We start from the raw sequence: 22,065 nt of genomic DNA on the forward strand, positions 1-22,065 counted from the left end.
ATCATTTATAGAGTTAAAAAAAGCCGGTTCTCACCGGCTTTTGATTATATAGCGATTTATTTCAGCTTGGCTGCATCGCTACCCGCTATATAGTTCTTTTGTCTGGCTATTTCCGCTACGTCATCGGTAGTCATAAAGTCCAGGAACGCTTTTACAGCGCCAGTAGGCTCACCTTTGGTATACATATGACCCCATGACCATATAGGATATGTGCCGGCTACTATATTATCTACTGTTGGCTCTACACCGTCAAGCTTTAATGCCATCACCGTATCGTTCAAGTAAGCCAATCCAAGATAGCTTATAGCACCTGGCGTTTCAGCCACGGTTTTAAGCACGGTACCATTGGAATCTTCGGTAAGCGTATTGCCTTCTATAGGCTCTTCGCCATCGAATGCTACTTTTACAAAAGTAGCCCTTGTACCAGAGCTGGTAGGCCTGTTAACAACCACTACGGCCTGATCCTTGCCGCCGACATCCTTCCAATTGGTTATTTTGCCTAAGAATATGTCCTTCAATTGTTGTTTGGTAAGATTATCTACACCGACATCCTTATGAGCTATCGCCGTGAAGCCTTGCGCTACCACCTGGTGGTCAACCAATTCTTTAGCTTTATCGGCATCCAGTTTCTCCTCGGCAAACACGTCGGAATTGCCGATATCTACAGCGCCATCAGAAACCTGGCTTAAACCGGTACCACTTCCGCCACCCTGTACCGTAACCATTACATTGGGATGCAATTCCATGAATTTGGCCGCTGCTGCTTCCACCAAAGGCTGTAGAGCCGTAGAACCTGCCGCTGTCACTGTCCCTGACAGGTCATCTGCAGGGGCGGTCTCTTCAGAAGAGCCATTGCTCGACGTATCGTCGCTACCTGATGCACTATTGTCAGACGTCGACGCATCATTGCTAGGCGCTGCGGTATCACCGCTGCCGCTACATGCAGAAAGCACCACCAAAGACAGCATCAGCATAACTGACACCAATAATATAGACCATCTTTTTCTCGAGTTTTTCATAATGATATAATTACACCTCCAAAAAATTTTATTTAATCTTTCAACAAGTGTAATCATATCATAGCAATGTAAATTCTATATTAATTCCATGTTAAATTTACGTTAAGCCGATTTACCTCAGCGTATAGTTGGGAGCTTCTTTGGTTATATAGATGTCATGTGGATGGCTTTCCTTTAAGCCGGCATCGGTTATTCTTACGAATTTAGCTTTGGTGCGCAGCTCATCTACAGTATGGCATCCGCAATAGCCCATACCCGAGCGCAAACCTCCCATGAGCTGGAATACGGTCTCGGAAAGAGGCCCTTTATAAGGAACGCGCCCTTCTACGCCTTCAGGTACGAATTTGCTGCTGTCCTCTTGGAAGTACCTATCTTTGCTGCCTGATGCCATGGCTCCCAGAGAGCCCATACCTCGATACACCTTAAAGCTACGGCCTTGATATATCTCCATCTCTCCAGGGCTTTCCTCAGTACCGGCCAGCAGGCTGCCTATCATGACGGCACTGGCACCTGCAGCTATAGCCTTGGTTATATCACCGGAATACTTTATACCGCCATCGGCAATAACCGGTATATCGTACTTATCAGCTTCTTTAGCGCATTCATATACAGCCGTTATCTGTGGAACGCCCACGCCAGCCACCACGCGCGTCGTACATATTGAGCCCGGACCTATGCCAACTTTCACACAATCTGCTCCTGCTTCTATAAGTTCTCTGGTAGCTTCAGCAGTGGCCACATTGCCCGCTATTAGCTGCATTTCAGGATATTTGCTCTTTATAGCTTTCACCATATCTATAACCTTTGAGGAATGGCCGTGAGCGGTATCCACTGCTATAATGTCTACCTTGGCCTTCACAAGAACATCCACTCTATCTAATGTATCGCGTGCTGTACCTACGGCCGCCCCTACCAATAGTCGCCCGTTTTTATCTTTGGCAGCATTAGGATATTGTATGGCCTTCTCTATATCCTTTATGGTTATAAGCCCTTTTAACATGCCGTTTTCGTCCACCAATGGCAGTTTCTCTATCTTATGTTTCCTCAATATCTCCTGAGCTTGTTCAAGCGTGGTCCCCACAGGTGCAGTAATCAGATTCTCTGCTGTCATAACGTTGGCTATGGGTTGATCGAAATTGGTTTCGAACCTCACGTCCCTGTTGGTTATTATGCCTACAAGCTTACCATTTTCATCTACGATTGGCACGCCTGATATACGATATTTTTCCATAAGAGCCATGGCATCATACACCTTATGCCTGGGCGACAGATAAAACGGATCAACTATAACGCCGTGCTCCGAGCGTTTTACCTTGTCCACCTCCATAGCCTGTTCCTCTATAGACATATTCTTATGTATGATACCTATGCCGCCTTCGCGCGCTATGGCTATGGCAAGTTTTGCATTTGTAACCGTATCCATCGCAGCGCTTAGCACTGGTACGTTCAGCTTTATAGTTGCAGTTATATAAGTGGATATATCTACTTCTTTCGGTATAATATCGGATTTAGCCGGCAACAATAACACATCGTCGAAGGTTAAGCCTTCTTTCACAAATTTATCATCTATGATAATCACGACCTTCTGTTTATTATTTTAACGATAAGTTTAACAGAAAGATAATGGTATGTCAAGTTATGAAGATGATTGAATTTAGCGCTGTTCAACTTCATTTTTTGCACCGCCGAGGCTATAGAATTCGTTTATGATCAACGAAGCAGCCGACACAATGTCAATATCGTCCGGCAAAGATGACATATAGATCTTTTTATCGCATATGCCTCTTGTAATAGATGTCGCGTTAACAGTGTTCCTGATACTCGCGAGCAATATTTCCGGTTTATACTTAATATAACCAGTCAAAATCACAGCCTCCAATTCCAGCACATTCAACACGTTAACTATACCTGCGGATAGATAAGCCGCTTCTTTTTCTACAATGCCTTTGCAAAACGGATCCCCGGCAATAGCCTGATCAACGATAGCTTCCCATGTCCTTATATCCTTACGAACGTCAGCCACATCTTTCAGCACCGCCGATATGGAGGCATATGCTTCCAAGCAGCCTTTATTACCACAATTACAGCATCTCCCATTGATATCTATAGATATATGTCCTACCTCGCCGCCGAATCCACCTACGCCTTTATACAGTTTATCGTCGATGACGATGCCTGCACCTATACCAGTATCCACCACCAGGAGCATAAAATTGCGAAAATCTTTTCCCACACCGTAATCTTTTTCGGCTAATGCCAGTGTAGAAGAATTATTTTCAAGGGAAACCTCCATATTGAGCTTTTCCCCCAGCCGCTCTGAAATTTTAATGCCTCTCCATATATCGAAGTTAGGTGGATCGAGTATAATACCGGCAGCGCTGTCGAGCGGGCCGGGCGCACTAACGCCAAGCCCCAAAATCCTATCGCGCCCAACGCCCGTTTCTGCTATACAGCTTTCTATTTCTGTAACTATGATCATTAAAGCATCATCAGCGCTGCTGATGTGCGAAATATCTATTTGCTTTCTTATTACCACACCGCCTTTTAAGTTTACTACCCCCAATGAGCAACCGGCACGGGATAAATAAAGCCCAAAGGCATAATAGCTATTCTCATTTATATCGAGAATAATCGGTTTTCTGCCGTAATCAGCCTCACCGACTTCCTTTTCAATGACAATGCCTTCCTGCTTCAACTCATCTACTATATTTGTCACAGCAGCGCGTGTAAGACCTGTTTGCCGCGCAAGTTCGGCTCTAAAGACCCTTTGTTTGCGTATAATGTTCAAAATCCGCCGTCTGTTGCTCATCTTCATATATTGAGAATTACGTGCCGCATTTTTCATGTATTTGACACTACCCGCGCCTTTATTTCTTCTATAGTAGCCGTACCTGTCACGCCTATTTTCTTGATAGTAATGCTTGCGGCTATATTTGCTATAGCAGCGGCTTCATATCCCTCAGCTCCCAAAGCCAAAGCGCATGAGAAGGCCGAAAGAAAGGTATCTCCGGCACCGCACGTGTCTATAGGCGGTTCTATCTCAGGCGAAGGTATATAATAGGCCTCACTGCCTTCAATATATATACACCCTCTCGCCCCCAACGTCATGCACACTGGTGAACGATTTCTCTTCGAGAGCGCCAATGCTGTCTCTATGAGTTGATCAACAGTAGCATCCCTTGGATCTTTATCGCTGTTCATAGCCCTATAAGCCTCTACATCATTGGGCTTCAATATCACGTTATTATACAAGCCGATCCTGTCCCTGCTGTCTACGATTACTTTCACGCCTTTTGATGAAAGTTCCGTTATCTTGTCTCTTATAGCCAGCGTAATGCACCCGAACCTCATTTGATCGGTCACACATAACACATCCGAATCCGCGGCTATGCTTTCTATTTTATTCGTCAATCTTTGTTCATCAGTTTCAGCTAATGGACGGAAATTTTCAAAGTCGATTCTTGGATCCTCATACTCCACATCGGATATGCCTCTCCTTAATGGTTTGCAGTATGCATTGGTTACACGATCCACGCCTTTTATCACCCCTGTCGTATCTACGCCCCTCTTTTTCAGCTCCTTATAAAGCACATCCCCCCTCCAATCATCGCCTATAATCCCGATCATACAGGCTTTCAAAGGGCTTAAAGCAGCCACATTCGCAGCCACGTTACCAGCACCTCCTGGCGACATCCACTCCTGTATCACCGGCAAGGGGAAATGCGGTGTCTCTCTTGAAAGCTCGCTTTTGGTCATATCTGCCCGCCAATATACATCGAGAGCAATATCGCCTACAATCGCCACTTTCAGCGTGCCTATGCCATCCAATATATCCTTCGCCCGCTTGCTATCGATGCCGCCTATAATTTTATAGGTAATCCTTGACACCGCGTTCCACCTCCGGCAATTTCTCTGTCAGTCTTTTATATAAATTCGGTATGGTTTGCTTGTGATCTCCGCAGAAATGCCAGCCTTTGCCGCCCATGCTGGTCGGCCGGTTGACGATGTTTTTGCGCGGCCGATAATAATAATGCGGATCATCATATCCTATCTTTGCCTGGTAATCTCCCAAATCGATAATGTCAAAATTTGCGGTTGTTATATGGTATGTAGGGTATCCCAGATTCCTCGCAATAGATAGTGCTTTCAGAAACACCTCAGCCCCTATGACCGCCGAACCGAAGTTCAAGAATACCCCTTCATCCATCCGGGAAACGGAGTAACAGTATTTGTGGAAATCGATGCCGCTGGCTTTGCCTATCGCCTCAAAATCCACTATGGGATGCTGATGAATAATATCGGTACCCAAAGCGATATGATAAGTGGCTGGGACATCGTTTTTATAGGCTTGATACAATATGCAATCTTCTTTATACGGAAACCTTTCCGGATGTTTATCAATATATACCGCAAGGCTCTCACCATAACCAAGGCTCTTTGCGGCACCCTGCCGTATGGCCTCATTCATCCATCTGCCCGTTTCCTCCCACATGCCGAAGGAACCGTCTTCTATAGCTGTAGGTACATCTTCCGAAGTTCCGCCATTGAAAGCCAACTCAAAGTCATGTATGCTACATGCCCCATTACCGGATATATGTGTAATAAGTCCTCTTTTTATGAGCTCTATGATATACCGCGATAAGCCGTTTTTGATCACATGCGCTCCCATCGACCATATCACGGCTCTGCCGTTTTGCCTTGCTTCAGCCATCCTGCCTATCAATTCGTCAAATCCTTCTTGGTCCCAATCAGGTATCGGATCCCTGTCCGGCACAGCCATGTTATCTATGGTCACAAGGTTCTTCCTCTGGCTTACTGGATACGTCTTGATATTGGAAAAATCCAATTGGCCGGGTATCTTTACATTTTTATCCTCCATTTGTCACTCCTCCAATCCAAGCCACTTTAAAATCTCACAGGTCTTTTCAAAATCACCTACTATAGCATGGGCTCCTGCTGTGATAAGCCTCTGCCTTTTTGTAGGGTTTACGCCGCAGCGTTTCTCTTCATTGCTCGCCACGCCTATAGTAACCGCGCCTACCTCTCGGCCCAACGCGATCTCAACTTTTCCATCCCCAATGACCACAACCTCCGGGCCCCTGAGTCCATAATCATTTATCAACCTTTTCAATACCGCCTCCTTTGAGCAATCCGCCCTGCCTTCCGGTGCTCCGGCTATCTCCTTGAAGTAGCCGTCCACACCCAGAACATGCGCTTCATTGACCACGTCGACATCATCGGTGCCGCTGGCCGCATAGATATCTACACCGCATTCATCAAGTGCCTTTAAGAATTTCATACTATCCTTGATCAAATAGCCCTCCGGTGATTTTCCCCCGGAAAGTATTGTCGTTATCCTCTTTTTAACGGGTTCCATCAACCTTCGGTTATATTCGGCTTTATACTGCCATGGATCTTCAGGAGCATAAGGATTTCTTCGATATCTTTTTACGGCATCCGCAAGCCACTGCATTTGAAAAATGGTCTGAATACCGGTCGAAGCATCGATATATTCCCTTACTTCTCTTATAAGCTCGTCATCCGACGGCGTGCCGCCTGTTATCATCTCTATCATGAACGGTTCCATTATGCTTTCCCAGCCATGCCTGAGCGTGGATATTGTGCCGTCGAAGTCAAAAAGCGCTGCTCTAATCCTCGGCCTGTCTTTTGATAATTCCTCTAAAATCTCCATAATTTCACCCCTCAATGCCCTCTCTGATATTCCTCTGCAAGAAGGATATTGCCTGCTAATCTCTCGGCAGCACCCAAGTTGCTATAAGTATATAGCGAGCATAAGCATTTGTCAACTCGTTTAACAAAATTGCCTTGAGGCTAATCGTTACCCTCGCCTATGCGTAATAACCAATGAATAGTCACAGCTATATTTTTGTTAATCTTTTGTATAAAACGAGTCCCAAAGTAAGCAAAAAAGGAAAAGCGATAGCCGCAAACAACCCTGCTCTCAAGCTGTTTCCCATATGGTCCGATACCATTCCGACAACGGTCGGCCCCGATGAACAGCCAAAGTCGCCCGCGAGGGCTAAAAGCGCAAACATCGCCGTACCGCCCTTTGGAAATTTTGCAGATGCGAGGCTGAATGTACCTGGCCAAAGAATACCTACAGATAGCCCGCATAGGTCGCAACCGATGAAAGCCAGAATAGGCCAAGGTGAAAATACTGCCAACAAATAACTAACCATGCAAAAGCAGCCGCAGGCAATCATAAACATTTGCAAATTAATTCTTTCGCTGAATTTAGAATAAACGATACGGGATATTCCCATAAGCGCTGCAAATATGCATGGACCTGCAAGATCCCCGACGGTTTTAGGTACCCTCAAACCCGATTCTGCAAAAGCCGAAGCCCATTGGCTCATTGCCTGTTCGGAAGCTCCGGAACAGATCATTAACAGTATAAATAGCCAAAATAGATTTAAGGATAATAGTTTCTTAATAGACATGCCTTCGCCATCCTCAGTTAAAGTGGTAATAGGCACCTGCGAAAAATAGAATGCATTTAGCAATGGCACAATTGCCCATGTGAAAGCAAGGACTTTCCAATTTTCAATACCAAAAGTAACAAAAAACAATGTGGAGCCGATCACCACAAAAACGTATCCCCAGCAATAAAATGAATGCAACAGGCTCATAGCCGCAGATTTTTTATCGGTCGGACAAGCTTCCACAATCGGGCTCACCAGTACCTCAATCAATCCGCCGCCAATGGCATAAATAAAGATAGCAAGGAGAAGCCCTATATATGGGTCAGAGAATATTTCGGGGAAAACACCAAGTCCCACCAGCCCAAACGCAGCGAAGATATGAGCCAGCACTATAGACGTCCTATAGCCTATCTTGTCCACAAATTTTGCCGATATCAAGTCGACGATCAACTGAATCCCGAAATTTATGGTTACAAGCAACGTTATTTTATTTAGAGGAATTTGGTATGTATTTTGAAAGGTCAAGAACAATAGTGGCGCAAAATTATTGACAATCGCCTGAGTGATATATCCGATATAGCTTGCATAGAGCGTATGGTTATAGTTATCTTTTATATGCATATAGTTCCTTTCTCCCACCGTTTCGCAAAATATAATCACTGCTCCGCCTCAAAGCAGTAGAATCATATTTTATCATATAAAAGCAAAAAAGTCACCGCCTTGCTTTTCCAGTCATATGCTCAATACTGATTTTAATGACTTTCGTGTTAATGCTATTTTTTTCAATATATTTAATCCCTTCCTCAATAAACGCTTTAGAATATTTCTGAACAAGCTCAAGCAAAGCATTTTCCTTTTCCTTATCAAAGACTTCTATCGCTCGTCCAAATACAATTACGCTCTCATACCTGTAACTGAACTTATCGGGCAGTGGTTCTGTATTGCCGACTACACAAAAAGAGATTTTATTGTTATACTTAATATTATCTAACTTACTTCCTTCTACAGCAGAATGGAAATAAATGCTTCCATCATGGTATACATAGTTCAGCGGGGCTCCGTATGCATACCCATTTTCACCAACTGTCGATAAGATACCGAATTGACCGCTTTCCAATAGTTTAATAGCTTGTTTGTTATCGATATTTCTATCCTTCCTTCTCATATCTTTGAACATATTTTCATCTCCCTATCACCGCTTTTTCATTAATCAATATTTCTCGTACCGCCAGGTCGTAAAATTCGTCTACGACAAGTGGTACGAAAATAATGTCGAGCAACCGGAAGGTTGTTACCAATCTTCTGCAAGAAATATTATCTCATTTCTTTGCTTGCTGATAGCAACGAGGCTTAACTCACCGTGGTTCCAATCATTTAGCTGATAAGGCTTGCTATCAATCAAATAAATTGTAAAATTTTCCGGCAAATTTTCATATTCCAAAACATCAAATGGGCCTGAAATTATACCATTTTTCTCGGCTTCACTATCTTCTGGGTCTCCTATCCACCTCGCTATCTCAGAAAATTCATTAATATAATTTTGAATGGAATCTGGATCCGTCTGAAACTTTAAACCAAATATTTCACTGCCCTGCAAAAAAGCAGGATTATAGATAAATGTAACATTTTTTGCATTGCCCGGAATCTTATTTGGAAATTCTTCTGTTAAAGGATTGTTTGGATAATCTGTAAGCTTTAAAATCCTTTGATATTTATCGGTATCGGTTGTCGCGGTTGTCACTGCATCAAAGGATATATATGCAAAGGCGGATAATTGCACAAAACCCAAAACAAAAATTAATATTCCTGTTATTATAGATGACACACCGATCTTTAATTTCCCCTTCACAGTAAAAAAAGTGGTCACAGCGAATAAAACAAAGGGGATAGCAAATATTAATCCCTCTAAATAATACGGTTCGATTGATCTCACAGTTACCAATAAATATGCCACTATAAACCATGCCAATGAGATTATTGACATTATTGCAGGAAAAGGAGCCTTTTTAATCCATTCACGCACCATATCCGATCCCTCCATAATTTTACTATTGTTTTATTATATCAAAAATGTGCCTTTAATACAACACCGGCCATCGGCGGGACCTTTATCGTTAAATGGTAATCCTGATTATGCCACCTGCCTTCCTCTGCATAAAGCGTCTGACCCATCACCTGTCCCGAACCGCCGAAGCCGATGTCATCGGTATTGAGTACCTCATCATATGCGCCCGGATACGGCACGCCTATCTTATAATCATAATATACTATCGGCGTAAAGTTGCATATTATCACCAACGTATCCGACGGATGGTCGGTTTTGCGCATATATACAAATATGCTCTGCTCGGTATTGTTCGGGTCTATCCATTCAAACCCTTCGGCATAATAATCGAGCTGCCACAGCGCTGGATTCTCCAAATAGAAATGATTCAGCGTTTTGAAAAAATCATGTATTTTTTTATGCATATCGAAACGCTCTATAAGGAACCATTCGAGCTGCTCATAAAAGCGCCATTCGATAAATTGCGCGAATTCACAACCCATGAAGATGGTCTTCTTGCCCGGATGGGTATACATATACAACATGTAGGCGCGAAGACCTGCGAATTTGTTCCAGTAATCGCCCCACATCTTATCTACCAGGGCCTTTTTGCCGTGCACCACCTCGTCGTGCGATATGGGCAATATAAAGTTCTCAGAATAATGATACATCATGGAAAATGTCATCAAGCTATGGTAATACTTGCGGTATATAGGATCCATGGTTATATACTTCAATGTATCATTCATCCAACCCATATTCCATTTAAAATTAAAGCCCAGGCCGCCTACATATACGGGTTTGCTGACCATGGGCCACGTCGTTGACTCCTCGGCTATCATTATGAGATCTGGGTATTCTTTAAACAGCGCCTCGTTTAGCTGATGCAAGAACCCGATGGATTCGAGATTTTCCCGACCACCGTATATATTCGGAACCCACTGCCCATCCTGTTTGCCATAGTCAAGGTAAAGCATATTGGCTACTGCATCCACTCTAAAGCCGTCTACATGGAATTCTTTAAGCCAATAGAAGGCATTGGATATAAGGAAGCTTTTGACCTCGGGTCGCCCGAGGTCAAAATTAGCCGCTCCCCATCCCTCGGTCTCTGCCCTTCTCGGATCCTGATATTCGTATAAAGGTGTACCATCGTAGCGATATAAGCCATGAGCATCCTTGCAGAAATGACCAGGCACCCAGTCTAGTATAACTCCTATGCCATTTTCATGGCATGCATTTATAAAATATTTGAATTCATCTATCGTACCATATCGACTGGTCACGGCGTAATAGCCGGTTATAAGGTAACCCCATGATGCATCCAGCGGATGCTCCATTATAGGCATAAGTTCTATATGCGTGTAACCCATATCTCTTGCATATTTAGGTAATAAATTAGCCAATTCGGCATATGTCAGAAATTCTCCATTTTCTTTGCGCCGCCATGACCCCATATGCACTTCGTATATATTTAACGGGCTTTTGTATATATCTATTTGAGCCCTTTTGTTCAGCCATCCTTCATCGTTCCATGAAAAAGGCATCGGATTTGCCACTATCGACGCCGTATTCGGGCGTTTTTCGGCATAAAAGGCATAAGGATCGGCCTTAAGCAGCCTTTTCCCCTCGGGCGATATTATCTCATACTTATATATATCTCCCTCGCTTATACCAGATATAAATGCACTCCACAGGCCACCTTCCGATATGCGCTCTAGAACATATGGCTCGCCACCGTGCCAATCGTTAAAATCACCCGTCACGCTGACCGACCGGGCATTGGGAGCCCAGGTAGTGAATCGGACACCATTTTGTCCACCTTCTTGGCTTATATGGGCCCCCATGAACTCATAACATTCATAATGCTGTCCGGCATGAAAGCGCTTCATATCACCCTTTTTTACAATATTTCTTGCCATGCTTATACCTCTCTAACCAATTCGCGCTTCTTTGCTACTACAAAAGGCATATCCTTATCGCCTTTTAGCTCTTTGCCAGGTTCTATGTTGACATATTTATCAGCTATTATATTGGTGAGTTTACAGCCATCGCCGATTATAGCACCCTGAAATATTATACAATTATTTACCACAGTCCCTTTGCCGACATGCACCTTTCGGAATAATATGCTGTTTTTTACAGTGCCCTCTATGATAGAACCGTTGCCTATCATAGAGTTTTTTACCACATTGCCTTCAAGATATTTGGCAGGCACTTCAGTAGTAGTCTTGGTATAAATGGGCCGCTCATCCAAAAACAGTTGTTTATATACGCGTGGATTTAGCAGCTCCATACTGGCCTTATAATAAGCATGCAGCGAATTTATACACCTGAGATATCCATTATACCCAAAAGCCCTTACCTTATAGCGATCCAACGAGCTGTATATAGCGTTCTTTATTTTCCTAAAGCGCCCACTGGTTACGCATTCGGTAAGTATTTCTATAAAGGTAGATTTCCTCATTAAATACATTTCCATGCAGATATCCGCTTCGTTATCCTTGCCGATGTTTCTACCCACACCTTCAATGCGCCCATCCTCGCCTATGTCAAGCGTCTCACACAGAAAGAAATTATCCTGAGCATCATCGACGTGCTTATACACTATAGTTATATCATTGCCTGATCGCTTGTGAAAATCCATCACCTCATTGAAGTCTATATTGCACACCATATACGACGACGTCAGCAGAAGATACTCTTGAGCCGAACGTTCGAAATACTCTATATTATTGGCAAAGCTGTATACATCATCAACGCGTGGCTCCAGTGTACTGAAGTTGAATACGCGTATACCCTCTACCCTGCGGTTTAAATCCCATGGTCGGCCATCCCCAATATGATCGGTCAATGAGCGGCACTGCATCTTGGAAAATATACCGACATTCTCCACTCCAGCATTGCTCAAACTCGATAATATAAAGTCTATCACTCTATACCTGCCGGCTATGGGAACAGAAGCCAACAGCCTGTTTCGTGTAAGCTCCTGTATCATGTCCTCATTCTCGTCCAGATTTATAACGCCCATGCAATTTTTCAACATACTCAGTCCCCTTTCTAATTAGCTACCATACCGGTCTTTATCTCTTCATAAAGGCCTATGGCGGTAACATTTCTGCCGTCACCAACGACGCTGTTTTTGCGTATTATAGCATTACTTCCTACTATCGCTTTATTTACTATAGCGTTTTCACCTATATATACGTCGGGCATTATAACCGAATCTATTATCTTGGCATTTCTTTCTACTTTAACATTTGTAGATAACACCGAATGTATAACTTCGCCGTGTATCTCGCATCCGTCAACCACTATGGAATTCTGGACTTTAGCAGCGTTGCCTATATACTGAGCCGGCATGGCTTGTGCCAACGAATAGACGCGCCATGTAGGATCACCTATATTAAGATCATCATTTTCACTTAAAAGATCCATGTTAGCTTCCCAAAGGCTTTCCACTGTCCCCACGTCTTTCCAGTAACCTTTAAATGGGTAAGCATACAATCTCTCACCGCGCTCCAGGATAGCCGGTATAACGTTTTTACCGAAGTCATGAACAGATTCAGGATTATTAGCATCTTCTATCAAGGCTTCTTTGAGCAATTGCCAGTCAAACACATATATGCCCATAGACGCCTTGGTGCTCTTGGGGTGTCGAGGCTTTTCTTCAAACTCGTATATAGAAAGGTCGTCATTGGTATTCATGATGCCGAATCTTGAGGCCTCGCTGAGAGGGACATCGGTAACAGCTATGGTGCATCGTGCCCCTTTATCCTTATGAAATGCTATCATCTTATTATAGTTCATCTTATAGATATGGTCTCCCGATAGCACCAACACTAGATTCGGTTCATACGCATCTATAAAGGGAATGTTCTGGTATACGGCATCGGCTGTGCCCTGATACCAATTGGCCCCCGAGGCCTTCTGATGCGGCGGCAATATGAATACCCCGCCATTCAGCCTGTCCAAATCCCAGGGACTACCTACCCCTATATGCGTGTGGAGTTCCATAGGCATATATTGGGTCAGTACCCCCACAGTGTATATGCCGGAATTGGAGCAGTTGCTCAGCGTAAAATCAATTATCCTATACCTGCCGCCAAATGGCACGGCCGGTTTAGCTAAATTCTGAGTTAGAACACCCAGCCTCGAACCTTGACCTCCGGCCAATATCATCGCTACTACTTCCCTTTTTCTCATAACGCGCACCCCTTTACATGAATATTTTAAAATCTAATGCGTTTATATCTATGCTAACCCCTTGTGTAGGAACGTCTACAGATACAGCCCTCTCAACATTCCTGTTTATAAACACAAAGGCTTTGCTCCCTTCATATGACCTCTCATAGCATAACACATCTCTGCCGGATGGATGAAATTTAAAATCCCCTTTATCAAATATATCGGTATTTCTTAAATCGGACATTCGCTTGTAAAAAGCTAAAATATCATCGTTCTCTCTACCCCATGGATATGTTCTCCTATTATCCGGATCTGTGCCCCCTTTGATGCCGACTTCATCACCATAGTATATAAGCGGCACGCCAGGAAACGTCATCTGTATAACCACAGCCAGCTTGGCATACTTATATGCGTTTTCCCCCTTATCTTCGAAAACAGTAAATATCCTTTCGGTATCGTGCGTGCCCAGCACATTCAATGCCGCACAAAAGGTCTCGCGCGGATAATTTTCGTACAAGCTCATCATGCGCCTTGTAAATCCTGTAGAGTCTATATCACCTCTTAAAAAGCCTATAACCGCATTCCTAAACGGATAATTGGTCACTGAATCCAATTCGTTCCCAAAAAGATATCTCCGCCTTCTGGAGTAACTCACTTTATTTGATGCATCTTCCCACACCTCTCCTATAAGCACGCTGTCTTTATTCACTTGTTTCATTTCGGCCTTAAAGGCTTCTATAAATTCATCGGGCAGCTCATCTGCCACATCCAGCCTCCAGCCGTACGCTCCCGCATTCATCCAATGTTTTAATACCGAGTCACCGTCGTATATTATAAAATTCTGGTAACTAGGAGCGAGTTCATTAACGTTCGGAAGATTTTTTATATTCCACCAACATTCATACTCATAAGGGTATTGTGTGAACCGGTACCAGCTATAATAAGGAGATTCTTTGGACTGATACGCCCCAATGCTGTCATATCGTCCAAATTTATTGAAATATATGCTGTCAGCCCCGGTATGGCTGAACACACCGTCCAATATTATTTTTATGCCTCTCTTGCCCGCTTCTATGCATAGTTTTTTGAACAAGCTTTCATCGCCATACATAGGGTCTATTTTTTTATAGTCCCCTGTATCATATTTATGATTGCTGCTGGCCTCAAAAATAGGGTTTAGGTATATGGCCGTAACATTTAACGATTTAAGATAATCCAGTTTTGCCATAACGCCCTTCAGATTGCCGCCGAAGAACTCCCAGCGTTCTATATCATCCTCTTTATTTCTTATATACATCGGGTCATCGTCCCAGCATCCATATATAAAACTGTTTTGCTTGGGATTTGATACTTTGCCATCCTCATTGCCGTTCAAAAACCTATCAACGAATATCTGATAGACTATACCCTCCTTAAACCATTGTGGTACGGTAAAGCCTTTATAGACCGTGATTTGATAAGGCGGAGGTACCGCATCGTACAGCTTGCCCGTACCTCCCATACCGTCCTGTTGGCACCCATAATAGAGCACATTTTGCCCTGCATACAGTATAAAATAATAATTTATAAGGCCGGTATATTCATCGCCTATATCTACCCTTCCTTCAAAAGCGTGACCTTCTGCCCCGGCAGCCTTCGTCATAGATAAGATTTGTTCGCTGCCGTCGAAAAACTTCAGTGCTAATTCAGCGTTTTCGATACCACCCGCTTTAATCCTCAATGTCACTGTACTGCCGCTTTTAACCGCCCCAAACGGCGTACGATAAAATGTATCATGCGAATCATGTTTGGCGTAAACCTCTATCATAAAGCCCCTTCTTTATAGATTTTTGTATAAATAATCTGATCCCCATATGCCTACGGCATATTCCTCAATGGTCCTGTCGCTAGAAAATATGCCAGAATGGGCTATATTTACTATAGCCATCTTATTCCATTTAATGCGATCCTCGAACATTTCATCCACCCTAGCCTGTGCTTCCAAGTACGGCACGAAATCCTTTAGCACGAAGAATTCATCGTTATATGTCGTCAAACTATCATATACGGCACGGAATTTATCCTTATCTTTAGAATATTTGCCGTTTATAAGGTCATCCAGCACGCGTTTTAACGCCGGAGCAGCCTCTATTACATCAGCCGCTGAATAACCGCCGTTTCGATAATAATTCAGCACCTCTTTGCTGGTCAGGCCAAATATGACTATATTATCATCGCCTACCTCATCGCGTATTTCTATATTAGCCCCATCCAACGTTGCAATGGTTATGGCACCGTTCATCATAAACTTCATATTACTGGTACCCGATGCTTCTTTGGTGGTAGTGGATATCTGTTCGCTGAGGTCGGATGCCGGTATTATAACCTCAGCCAGCGATACTCGGTAATTTTCCAAAAAAACCACTTTCATGAGGTCGTTGACCCTCGGATCATTGTTTATCTTATCAGCTATAGCATTTATCAGCTCTATAATATTTTTTGCCAAATAATAACCGGGTGCTGCCTTACCGGCAAATATGAATGTCCTGGGCACTATATTCACATGCGGATTATCCAGCAACCTATTATAGAGGTCCATTATGCGCAGGCAATTCAGCGTTTGCCTTTTATAGGCATGTATGCGCTTTATATGGGAGTCGAACATAGAAGACGGGTCGACAGTTATGTCATTGTGTTCTTTTATATAATGAGCCAACCTCTCTTTATTAGCTTTTTTTATACTCTCTAACTCGGCTTGAACAGCACCATCATAAGCATATCTCTCAAACCGTTCCAAGTCGATGGGGTGTCTTATCCAACTATCCCCTATAGTTTGCCTTAACAGCGATGCAAGGCCCGGATTAGCCTTCATAAGCCATCTGCGATGCGTTATACCGTTGGTCTTATTGTTGAACTTTTTGGGATCCAGATAATAAAAATCCGCCATGACCTCTTTCTTAAGTATTTCAGTATGCAGCTTAGCCACGCCGTTTACGCTGTGTGAGCCTACCACTGCCAGATGGGCCATGCGCACATAGCCGTCTGCTATTATAGCCATCCTGGCTATCTTATCCCATTGCCCCGTATAAAGATTCCACAACTGCCTGCAGAATCTCTCATTTATCTCGTTGACTATCATATAAATACGCGGCAACAACTCCTGGAACATGGATACCGGCCATTTTTCCATAGCTTCGGGCATAATGGTATGGTTGGTAAACGACATGACATCGGTGGTTATACGCCACGCCTCATCCCATCCCAAACCCTCTTCATCCATCAGTATTCTCATGAGTTCCGGTATAGCAAGGGCCGGATGCGTGTCATTTATATGGACAGCTATACTGTCATCCAATTCCTTTATATTGCCTCCACAAGCTTTAAACTTCTTTATAATGCTCTGTATACCGGCAGATACGAAGAAGTATTGCTGTTTTAACCTCAGTTTCCTGCCTTCATAAAATGTGTCATCAGGATAAAGCACCTGGGAAATCGCCTCTACAGAATTCCTATAATCCACAGCTTTTGAATATTCGCCCCTGCTGAACGAGGAAAAGTCAAATTCATCCACAACAGGCTCGGCGCTCCACAGCCTAAGCGTATTTACAGTGCCATTTTCATAACCCACTATAGGTATGTCATAAGGAACTGCCATAACCGGCTCATAATCCCTCTGATAAAATACAAGGCGTCCACCCTGGTTTATCATATCCACATATCCCCCGAATTTAACTATCTCAGCCTCATCGGGTTTTTTTATTTCCCATACGTTACCGTTTTTCAGCCAATCGTCAGGCGCTTCCACCTGAGCCCCGTCGATTATCTTCTGCTCAAAGAATCCATACTTATATCTTATGCCGCAGCCATGGCCGTATATATTCAACGATGCCATGGAATCCAGGAAGCACGCGGCCAGCCGACCCAAGCCTCCATTGCCCAAACCTTGATCCTCTTCCAATTCCTCCAGCTTATCCAGATCTATACCCAATTCAGAAAGCGCCTCTTTACACATATCCCTTATACCTAGGTTGAGAAGTGTAGTTCCTAAAAGTCTGCCCAATAAGAATTCCATAGAAAAGTAATATACTTGTTTTTGGTGCGAAAATGAGCATTTTTTATTGCTGGCCACCCATAATTTTGCTACATAATCCCTTATTAAGCCGGCCAGCGCTTCATATTTATCATAATCCGCTCCTTCCGACAATTCTTTACCGTTTATCTCTATAAACTTCTCCTGGTAATCGCTTTTGAATTTATCTTTATTTATATTTAGTAGCATATGATTACCTCACATCTATATCCATTAAGTTATGCTTTTATATAACTCCATGTACTCTCTGGCAGAATTTTGCCAACTATTGTCGCAATTCATCGCCTGTACAACTATATTATACCATATTTCTTCATCATAACGATAGTATTTCAGCGCCATGTCTAAAATTTTTGTTAAAGTCAGTGGGTCATATGACACAAAGCTAAATCCAGTACCTTCGCCAGTAAATTCATTATAAGGTTTTACGGTATCTTTAAGACCACCCGTTTCATGAACCAGCGGCAGGCTTCCGTAACGCATGGCTATAAGCTGGCTTAATCCGCACGGCTCGAACAAAGATGGCATAAGGAAGATATCCGATGAGGCATATATCTTATGTGCCAACACATCATCGAATAATATATTGGCCGATACCTGCCCTGGATACATGCGCTCAAGGTTTCTGAAAAACCATTCGGCATTATGTTCGCCGGTACCCAGCACCACCAATTGGATGCCCATTTTAAGCATATCATGTGCTGCCGCCTCTATAAGCCCTACACCCTTCTGCCATGTCAGCCTTGATATCATGCCGATCATCGGCATATGTTCATCTATACTCAAACCCAGTTGCTTTTGAAGCTTTAATTTATTTTCTGTCCTTGTTTTGACAGTTTCCACATCATAATTTTTGAATATATATTTATCTACGGCAGGATCATATATTTCATAGTCTATACCGTTTATTATGCCATGAAGGTGATCGCGGCGACTTCTCAAAAGACCGTCCATGCGCTCTCCATATTGTGGCGTCTGTATCTCCTCGGCATAGGTTTTGCTTACGGTGGTTATTTCATCGGCAAAGCTTATGCCTCCCTTCATAAAACTGACGGCGCCATAGAATTCCAAAGTGCCGTTATAATAGAGTTCTTGTCCTAAGCCGAAAAGATCCGATAATATATTGGGATCAAAATTGCCCTGATATGCCAGATTATGTATGGTAAATACCGTCTTTATATCGCTGTAAAATGGATCATATTGATACTGAATCTTATATAGAACCGGCACCATCGCGGTTTGCCAATCATTGCAATGTATAATATCGGCCTTCCAGTGTATTTCTTTAAGCAGCATCAACACCGCGCGATCAAAAAATGCAAACCGCTCGGCTTCATCGTCATATCCGTAGCATCCGTCTCTCAAGAAATAATACTCATTGTCGATAAGGTAATATGTCACGCCGTCGACGTTATATTCAAAGATACCGCAATATTGATTGCGCCAGCCCACCGGCACCATAAACCATTTTACGAAATTAAGGTCTTCCGCCGGCACCTTTATGTTTTTATATTTCGGCATCACCACTCTAACATCCACCTCCATGCGCTTGAGGTATTTGGGCAATGCATATGAAACATCAGCAAGGCCTCCTGTTTTTATGAATGGCTCAGCCTCAGATGTTGCAAATAAGACGTTCATTCTTTATCACCTTTCTATTTTTGCAATAGGTTTTATGAATCGCGCAATTTTTTATCGATTCGTTCCAAAATAGCCCTGCCTTTAAATATACCTAAAAGAAAGAGAATCGCCGCTATAACAGCAATACCAGCCAACAGCCAGTAATTTCTCTCGACTATATTAGAACCCCAATAGGCTGAAATCAGTATACCGGGTAGCCTGGCTATAAACGTTATAATAAAGAAATTACGGAACCGTATAGGCGAAAGACCCGCTGCATAAGCCAGCACGTCCTTCGGCAAACCGGGTATAAGAAATATAAGAAATAATAAGGCCTCGCCCTTAGGCTGGTTTATAAAATCATCGAATTTATGAACCCTCTCGCACCCTATAATACTCTCTATAGCTCTACGCCCAAGCAATCTGGCCAACCCAAAACATATGAGCGAGCCTATTGTTATTCCTATGGATGACAAAAGCGTACCCAAGAGCGTCCCATATAAATAGCCTCCTGCTATCTGAACCACTTCTCCGGGTACTATAAATACTATGACCTGCAATACCTGTACTATGATAAACACTGCAAATCCCATGCTGCCGTAGCCCTGTATCCACAGGCGAAATCTATCGGCATCGCGTACCAATTCGATAAAGGGCTGAGCAAGGAATACCATAGCGATGATGATGGCAACAATAAGTAAGACAAGTGGCAGTATCTTCAGAAATATATTTTTTTTCATCGTTTAAGCGATTTAACCATACCTATAAAATTACTTAAAAGCTCTCGACCCTGATGGGTCAATATAGCTTCGGGATGAAACTGTACCCCTTCTATAATGTAATGCTTATGCCTTATACCCATAATCTCTTCATCTTCTGTAGTAGCCGTAACCTCGAGATCATCCGGTATGCTGTTCGGTTCAAGCACCAGCGAATGATAGCGACAAACACGGAGCGGATTATCAATGCCTTTATATATAGTCCGCCCATCATGTCGCACAAAAGATGTTTTACCGTGCACTGGTTGGGCCGCTTTAATCACCCTTGCCCCAAATACCTGTCCTATGGCTTGATGACCCAGACATACGCCTAATATAGGTATCCGTCCAGCAAACCGCCTTATAGCATCCATAGTTACACCTGCCTTGTCAGGTGTGCAAGGGCCGGGCGATATAACCAACATATCGGGTTGCATCTGTTCTATTTCGTCCAATGTTATGGCATCATTTCTGTATACTTTTATATCCTGCCCCAATTCGCCGAAATATTGTACCAGGTTATAAGTAAAAGAATCGTAGTTGTCGATCATCAACAACATAGCTAATCTCCTCTCGTCTCGTCTATTATGCATTTATTCTAACATTTTTTATGAATGGGCGCAACAATTCAAAACATATGTTTTATATATAAAAGGAGAGAACGACTTCGACCGCTCTCTCCTTTTCCATCATACATTACCTACCGTAAATCCGCCGGATGAGGCTTTAGAAGATGCTTCATTCTCAAAATGATCCTCTTCAAATTTTTGATTTTGAACCGGATCAAATCTCTGAAGCAGATGCGTCAATTCAGCAATATGCTCCTTTTCCTCGTCTCTTATATGAGCAAGGATTTCTTTTATTTCCGGGATATCTATAGAGTCGATGTGATACTGATAATTATCTGTAGCATCTATTTCCCCCGCTATATCTTCCCTAATCCATATCAAGAACTGCTCTAAGCCTTCCGTCTTATATTTGCTACCGCTGTTAGCAGCAGAACCATTTCCATATGCCATATCACTGCACCTCCTTGCAAGTTAACGCAACTATGCTGTCCGGACGTTTTATTCTCAAGCCTAGTATCTCCAATATTCTGAAGCGATGATTCATGTCGGCGGTTTCCACAAATGCTGTTATAATATCCTGACCGATAACAAGATCCATATTCTGCGCATTGGCCGATACAATGAAAGCATCTTCATCTTTCAGTACAGGAGATTGATACAATTTGACTCCAAGCCTCTCTATCCTTTCGGCATCCAGATAAGGCGTATCCTTATATACCTTATTGAGCGCTGCAAATAATGGTGGACTTGTAACCATAACATAAGGGCCAAATTGATAATGGCTCCTTAAAAGCGCAAGCGCCGCCACCACATCATCGTATGCGCTGCCTTTCTGCCAATCGTTTCTCGCATATGATAATTTGCCGTTGACCGTCAATATGCCTTCGGCTCCTTTTTCAGTATCTCCGTAGAATAAAAGCTTGTCCTCATCCGCAGCCAACATAGCAGCAGCGCTAAAGACCTTTCCGGTATCCAGAGGCAAGTTGTTCTCTTCAAAATACTGAATATCTCTCCATCCGTAAACAAAATCGCGGCAAAGCATGTTCAGTCTTACAAACTTCATACCCGCTCCTTCATTAGCCTCTCCGTTTGGTACCACAAAAGTACCAGCACCGACAGGGCCAAATAAAGGAAGGAACTTCCTGCCTACCAGCACAGCTTTAGCGCTCTCTACTACACTCTTATCAATGCCATCCCATTGCTCCTTCGTCAGCGGAGCATCGTCTCGCAATAAATAATCAGCCATTTTATTTACCTCCTATCCTATGTATGATATCTGTATCTATTTAATATTATATATCATCCGCTAATAATTTTCCAGTATAAATTTCAATTCTCTTTCATAATAGGCCTTCTTA

19 protein-coding genes are annotated in these 22,065 nt (G+C 43.1%); all 19 read right to left on the reverse strand.

Features of this window, described 5'->3' with window-relative positions:
- Positions 1–56: 56 nt before the first annotated feature.
- Positions 57–1,019 (reverse strand): phosphate ABC transporter substrate-binding protein, encoded by a 963-nt coding sequence (locus MAHAU_RS09825; protein ID WP_013781577.1) that lies wholly within the window; start codon positions 1,017–1,019, stop codon positions 57–59.
- Between the two features lie 112 nt (positions 1,020–1,131).
- The gene (gene guaB, locus MAHAU_RS09830; protein WP_041644556.1) at positions 1,132–2,589 is read right to left on the reverse strand and encodes an IMP dehydrogenase; all 1,458 of its coding nucleotides are present in this window, start codon (positions 2,587–2,589) and stop codon (positions 1,132–1,134) included.
- A gap of 84 nt (positions 2,590–2,673) precedes the next feature.
- A complete protein-coding gene (locus MAHAU_RS09835; RefSeq protein WP_013781579.1) occupies positions 2,674–3,864 on the reverse strand; it encodes an ROK family transcriptional regulator in 1,191 nt (396 codons plus the stop codon).
- Positions 3,861–4,907, reverse strand: a complete 1,047-nt coding sequence (locus MAHAU_RS09840; RefSeq protein WP_013781580.1) for a bifunctional heptose 7-phosphate kinase/heptose 1-phosphate adenyltransferase — start codon at positions 4,905–4,907, stop codon at positions 3,861–3,863. Before MAHAU_RS09840 ends, MAHAU_RS09835 begins: the two co-directional genes overlap by 4 nt.
- Entirely contained in the window at positions 4,888–5,898 is a 1,011-nt protein-coding gene (locus MAHAU_RS09845; protein ID WP_013781581.1) for a GSU2086 family protein, read from the reverse strand. Before MAHAU_RS09845 ends, MAHAU_RS09840 begins: the two co-directional genes overlap by 20 nt.
- A 3-nt stretch (positions 5,899–5,901) precedes the next feature.
- Positions 5,902–6,711, reverse strand: coding sequence for an HAD family hydrolase (locus MAHAU_RS09850; protein WP_013781582.1), 810 nt, complete (start codon positions 6,709–6,711; stop codon positions 5,902–5,904).
- A gap of 187 nt (positions 6,712–6,898) precedes the next feature.
- Positions 6,899–8,083: an MFS transporter gene (locus MAHAU_RS09855; protein ID WP_013781583.1), complete on the reverse strand. Its 1,185-nt coding sequence runs from the start codon at positions 8,081–8,083 to the stop codon at positions 6,899–6,901.
- A 91-nt stretch (positions 8,084–8,174) separates the two neighbouring features.
- A complete protein-coding gene (locus MAHAU_RS09860; protein WP_013781584.1) occupies positions 8,175–8,639 on the reverse strand; it encodes a pyridoxamine 5'-phosphate oxidase family protein in 465 nt (154 codons plus the stop codon).
- A gap of 114 nt (positions 8,640–8,753) precedes the next feature.
- Positions 8,754–9,488, reverse strand: a complete 735-nt coding sequence (locus MAHAU_RS09865; protein WP_013781585.1) for a hypothetical protein — start codon at positions 9,486–9,488, stop codon at positions 8,754–8,756.
- Between the two features lie 38 nt (positions 9,489–9,526).
- On the reverse strand, positions 9,527–11,425 hold the full coding sequence (gene glgB / locus MAHAU_RS09870) for a 1,4-alpha-glucan branching protein GlgB (RefSeq protein WP_013781586.1): 1,899 nt from the start codon (positions 11,423–11,425) through the stop codon (positions 9,527–9,529).
- A gap of 2 nt (positions 11,426–11,427) precedes the next feature.
- A complete protein-coding gene (gene glgD, locus MAHAU_RS09875; protein ID WP_013781587.1) occupies positions 11,428–12,549 on the reverse strand; it encodes a glucose-1-phosphate adenylyltransferase subunit GlgD in 1,122 nt (373 codons plus the stop codon).
- Positions 12,550–12,563: 14 nt separating this feature from the next.
- Positions 12,564–13,709, reverse strand: a complete 1,146-nt coding sequence (locus tag MAHAU_RS09880; protein ID WP_013781588.1) for a glucose-1-phosphate adenylyltransferase — start codon at positions 13,707–13,709, stop codon at positions 12,564–12,566.
- 13 nt (positions 13,710–13,722) lie between these two features.
- On the reverse strand, positions 13,723–15,498 hold the full coding sequence (locus MAHAU_RS09885; protein WP_013781589.1) for a glycoside hydrolase family 13 protein: 1,776 nt from the start codon (positions 15,496–15,498) through the stop codon (positions 13,723–13,725).
- A gap of 12 nt (positions 15,499–15,510) precedes the next feature.
- Positions 15,511–17,949 carry a glycogen/starch/alpha-glucan phosphorylase gene (locus MAHAU_RS09890; RefSeq protein WP_013781590.1) on the reverse strand — a complete coding sequence of 813 codons (2,439 nt, stop codon included), beginning with the start codon at positions 17,947–17,949 and terminating at the stop codon, positions 15,511–15,513.
- A gap of 24 nt (positions 17,950–17,973) precedes the next feature.
- Entirely contained in the window at positions 17,974–19,401 is a 1,428-nt protein-coding gene (gene glgA / locus MAHAU_RS09895) for a glycogen synthase GlgA (protein WP_013781591.1), read from the reverse strand.
- 32 nt (positions 19,402–19,433) lie between these two features.
- Positions 19,434–20,120, reverse strand: a complete 687-nt coding sequence (locus tag MAHAU_RS09900; RefSeq protein WP_013781592.1) for a TVP38/TMEM64 family protein — start codon at positions 20,118–20,120, stop codon at positions 19,434–19,436.
- Complete coding sequence (locus MAHAU_RS09905; RefSeq protein WP_013781593.1) at positions 20,117–20,698, reverse strand: anthranilate synthase component II; 582 nt, start codon at positions 20,696–20,698, stop codon at positions 20,117–20,119. The genes MAHAU_RS09900 and MAHAU_RS09905 overlap by 4 nt, the downstream gene beginning before the upstream one ends.
- Before the next feature lie 129 nt (positions 20,699–20,827).
- Positions 20,828–21,157 (reverse strand): ferritin family protein, encoded by a 330-nt coding sequence (locus MAHAU_RS09910; protein ID WP_013781594.1) that lies wholly within the window; start codon positions 21,155–21,157, stop codon positions 20,828–20,830.
- Between the two features lies 1 nt (position 21,158).
- Positions 21,159–21,953, reverse strand: coding sequence for a family 1 encapsulin nanocompartment shell protein (locus tag MAHAU_RS09915; protein ID WP_013781595.1), 795 nt, complete (start codon positions 21,951–21,953; stop codon positions 21,159–21,161).
- Positions 21,954–22,065 lie beyond the last annotated feature (112 nt).

The organism is Mahella australiensis 50-1 BON, from assembly GCF_000213255.1.
Lineage (GTDB): Bacteria > Bacillota > Clostridia > Mahellales > Mahellaceae > Mahella > Mahella australiensis.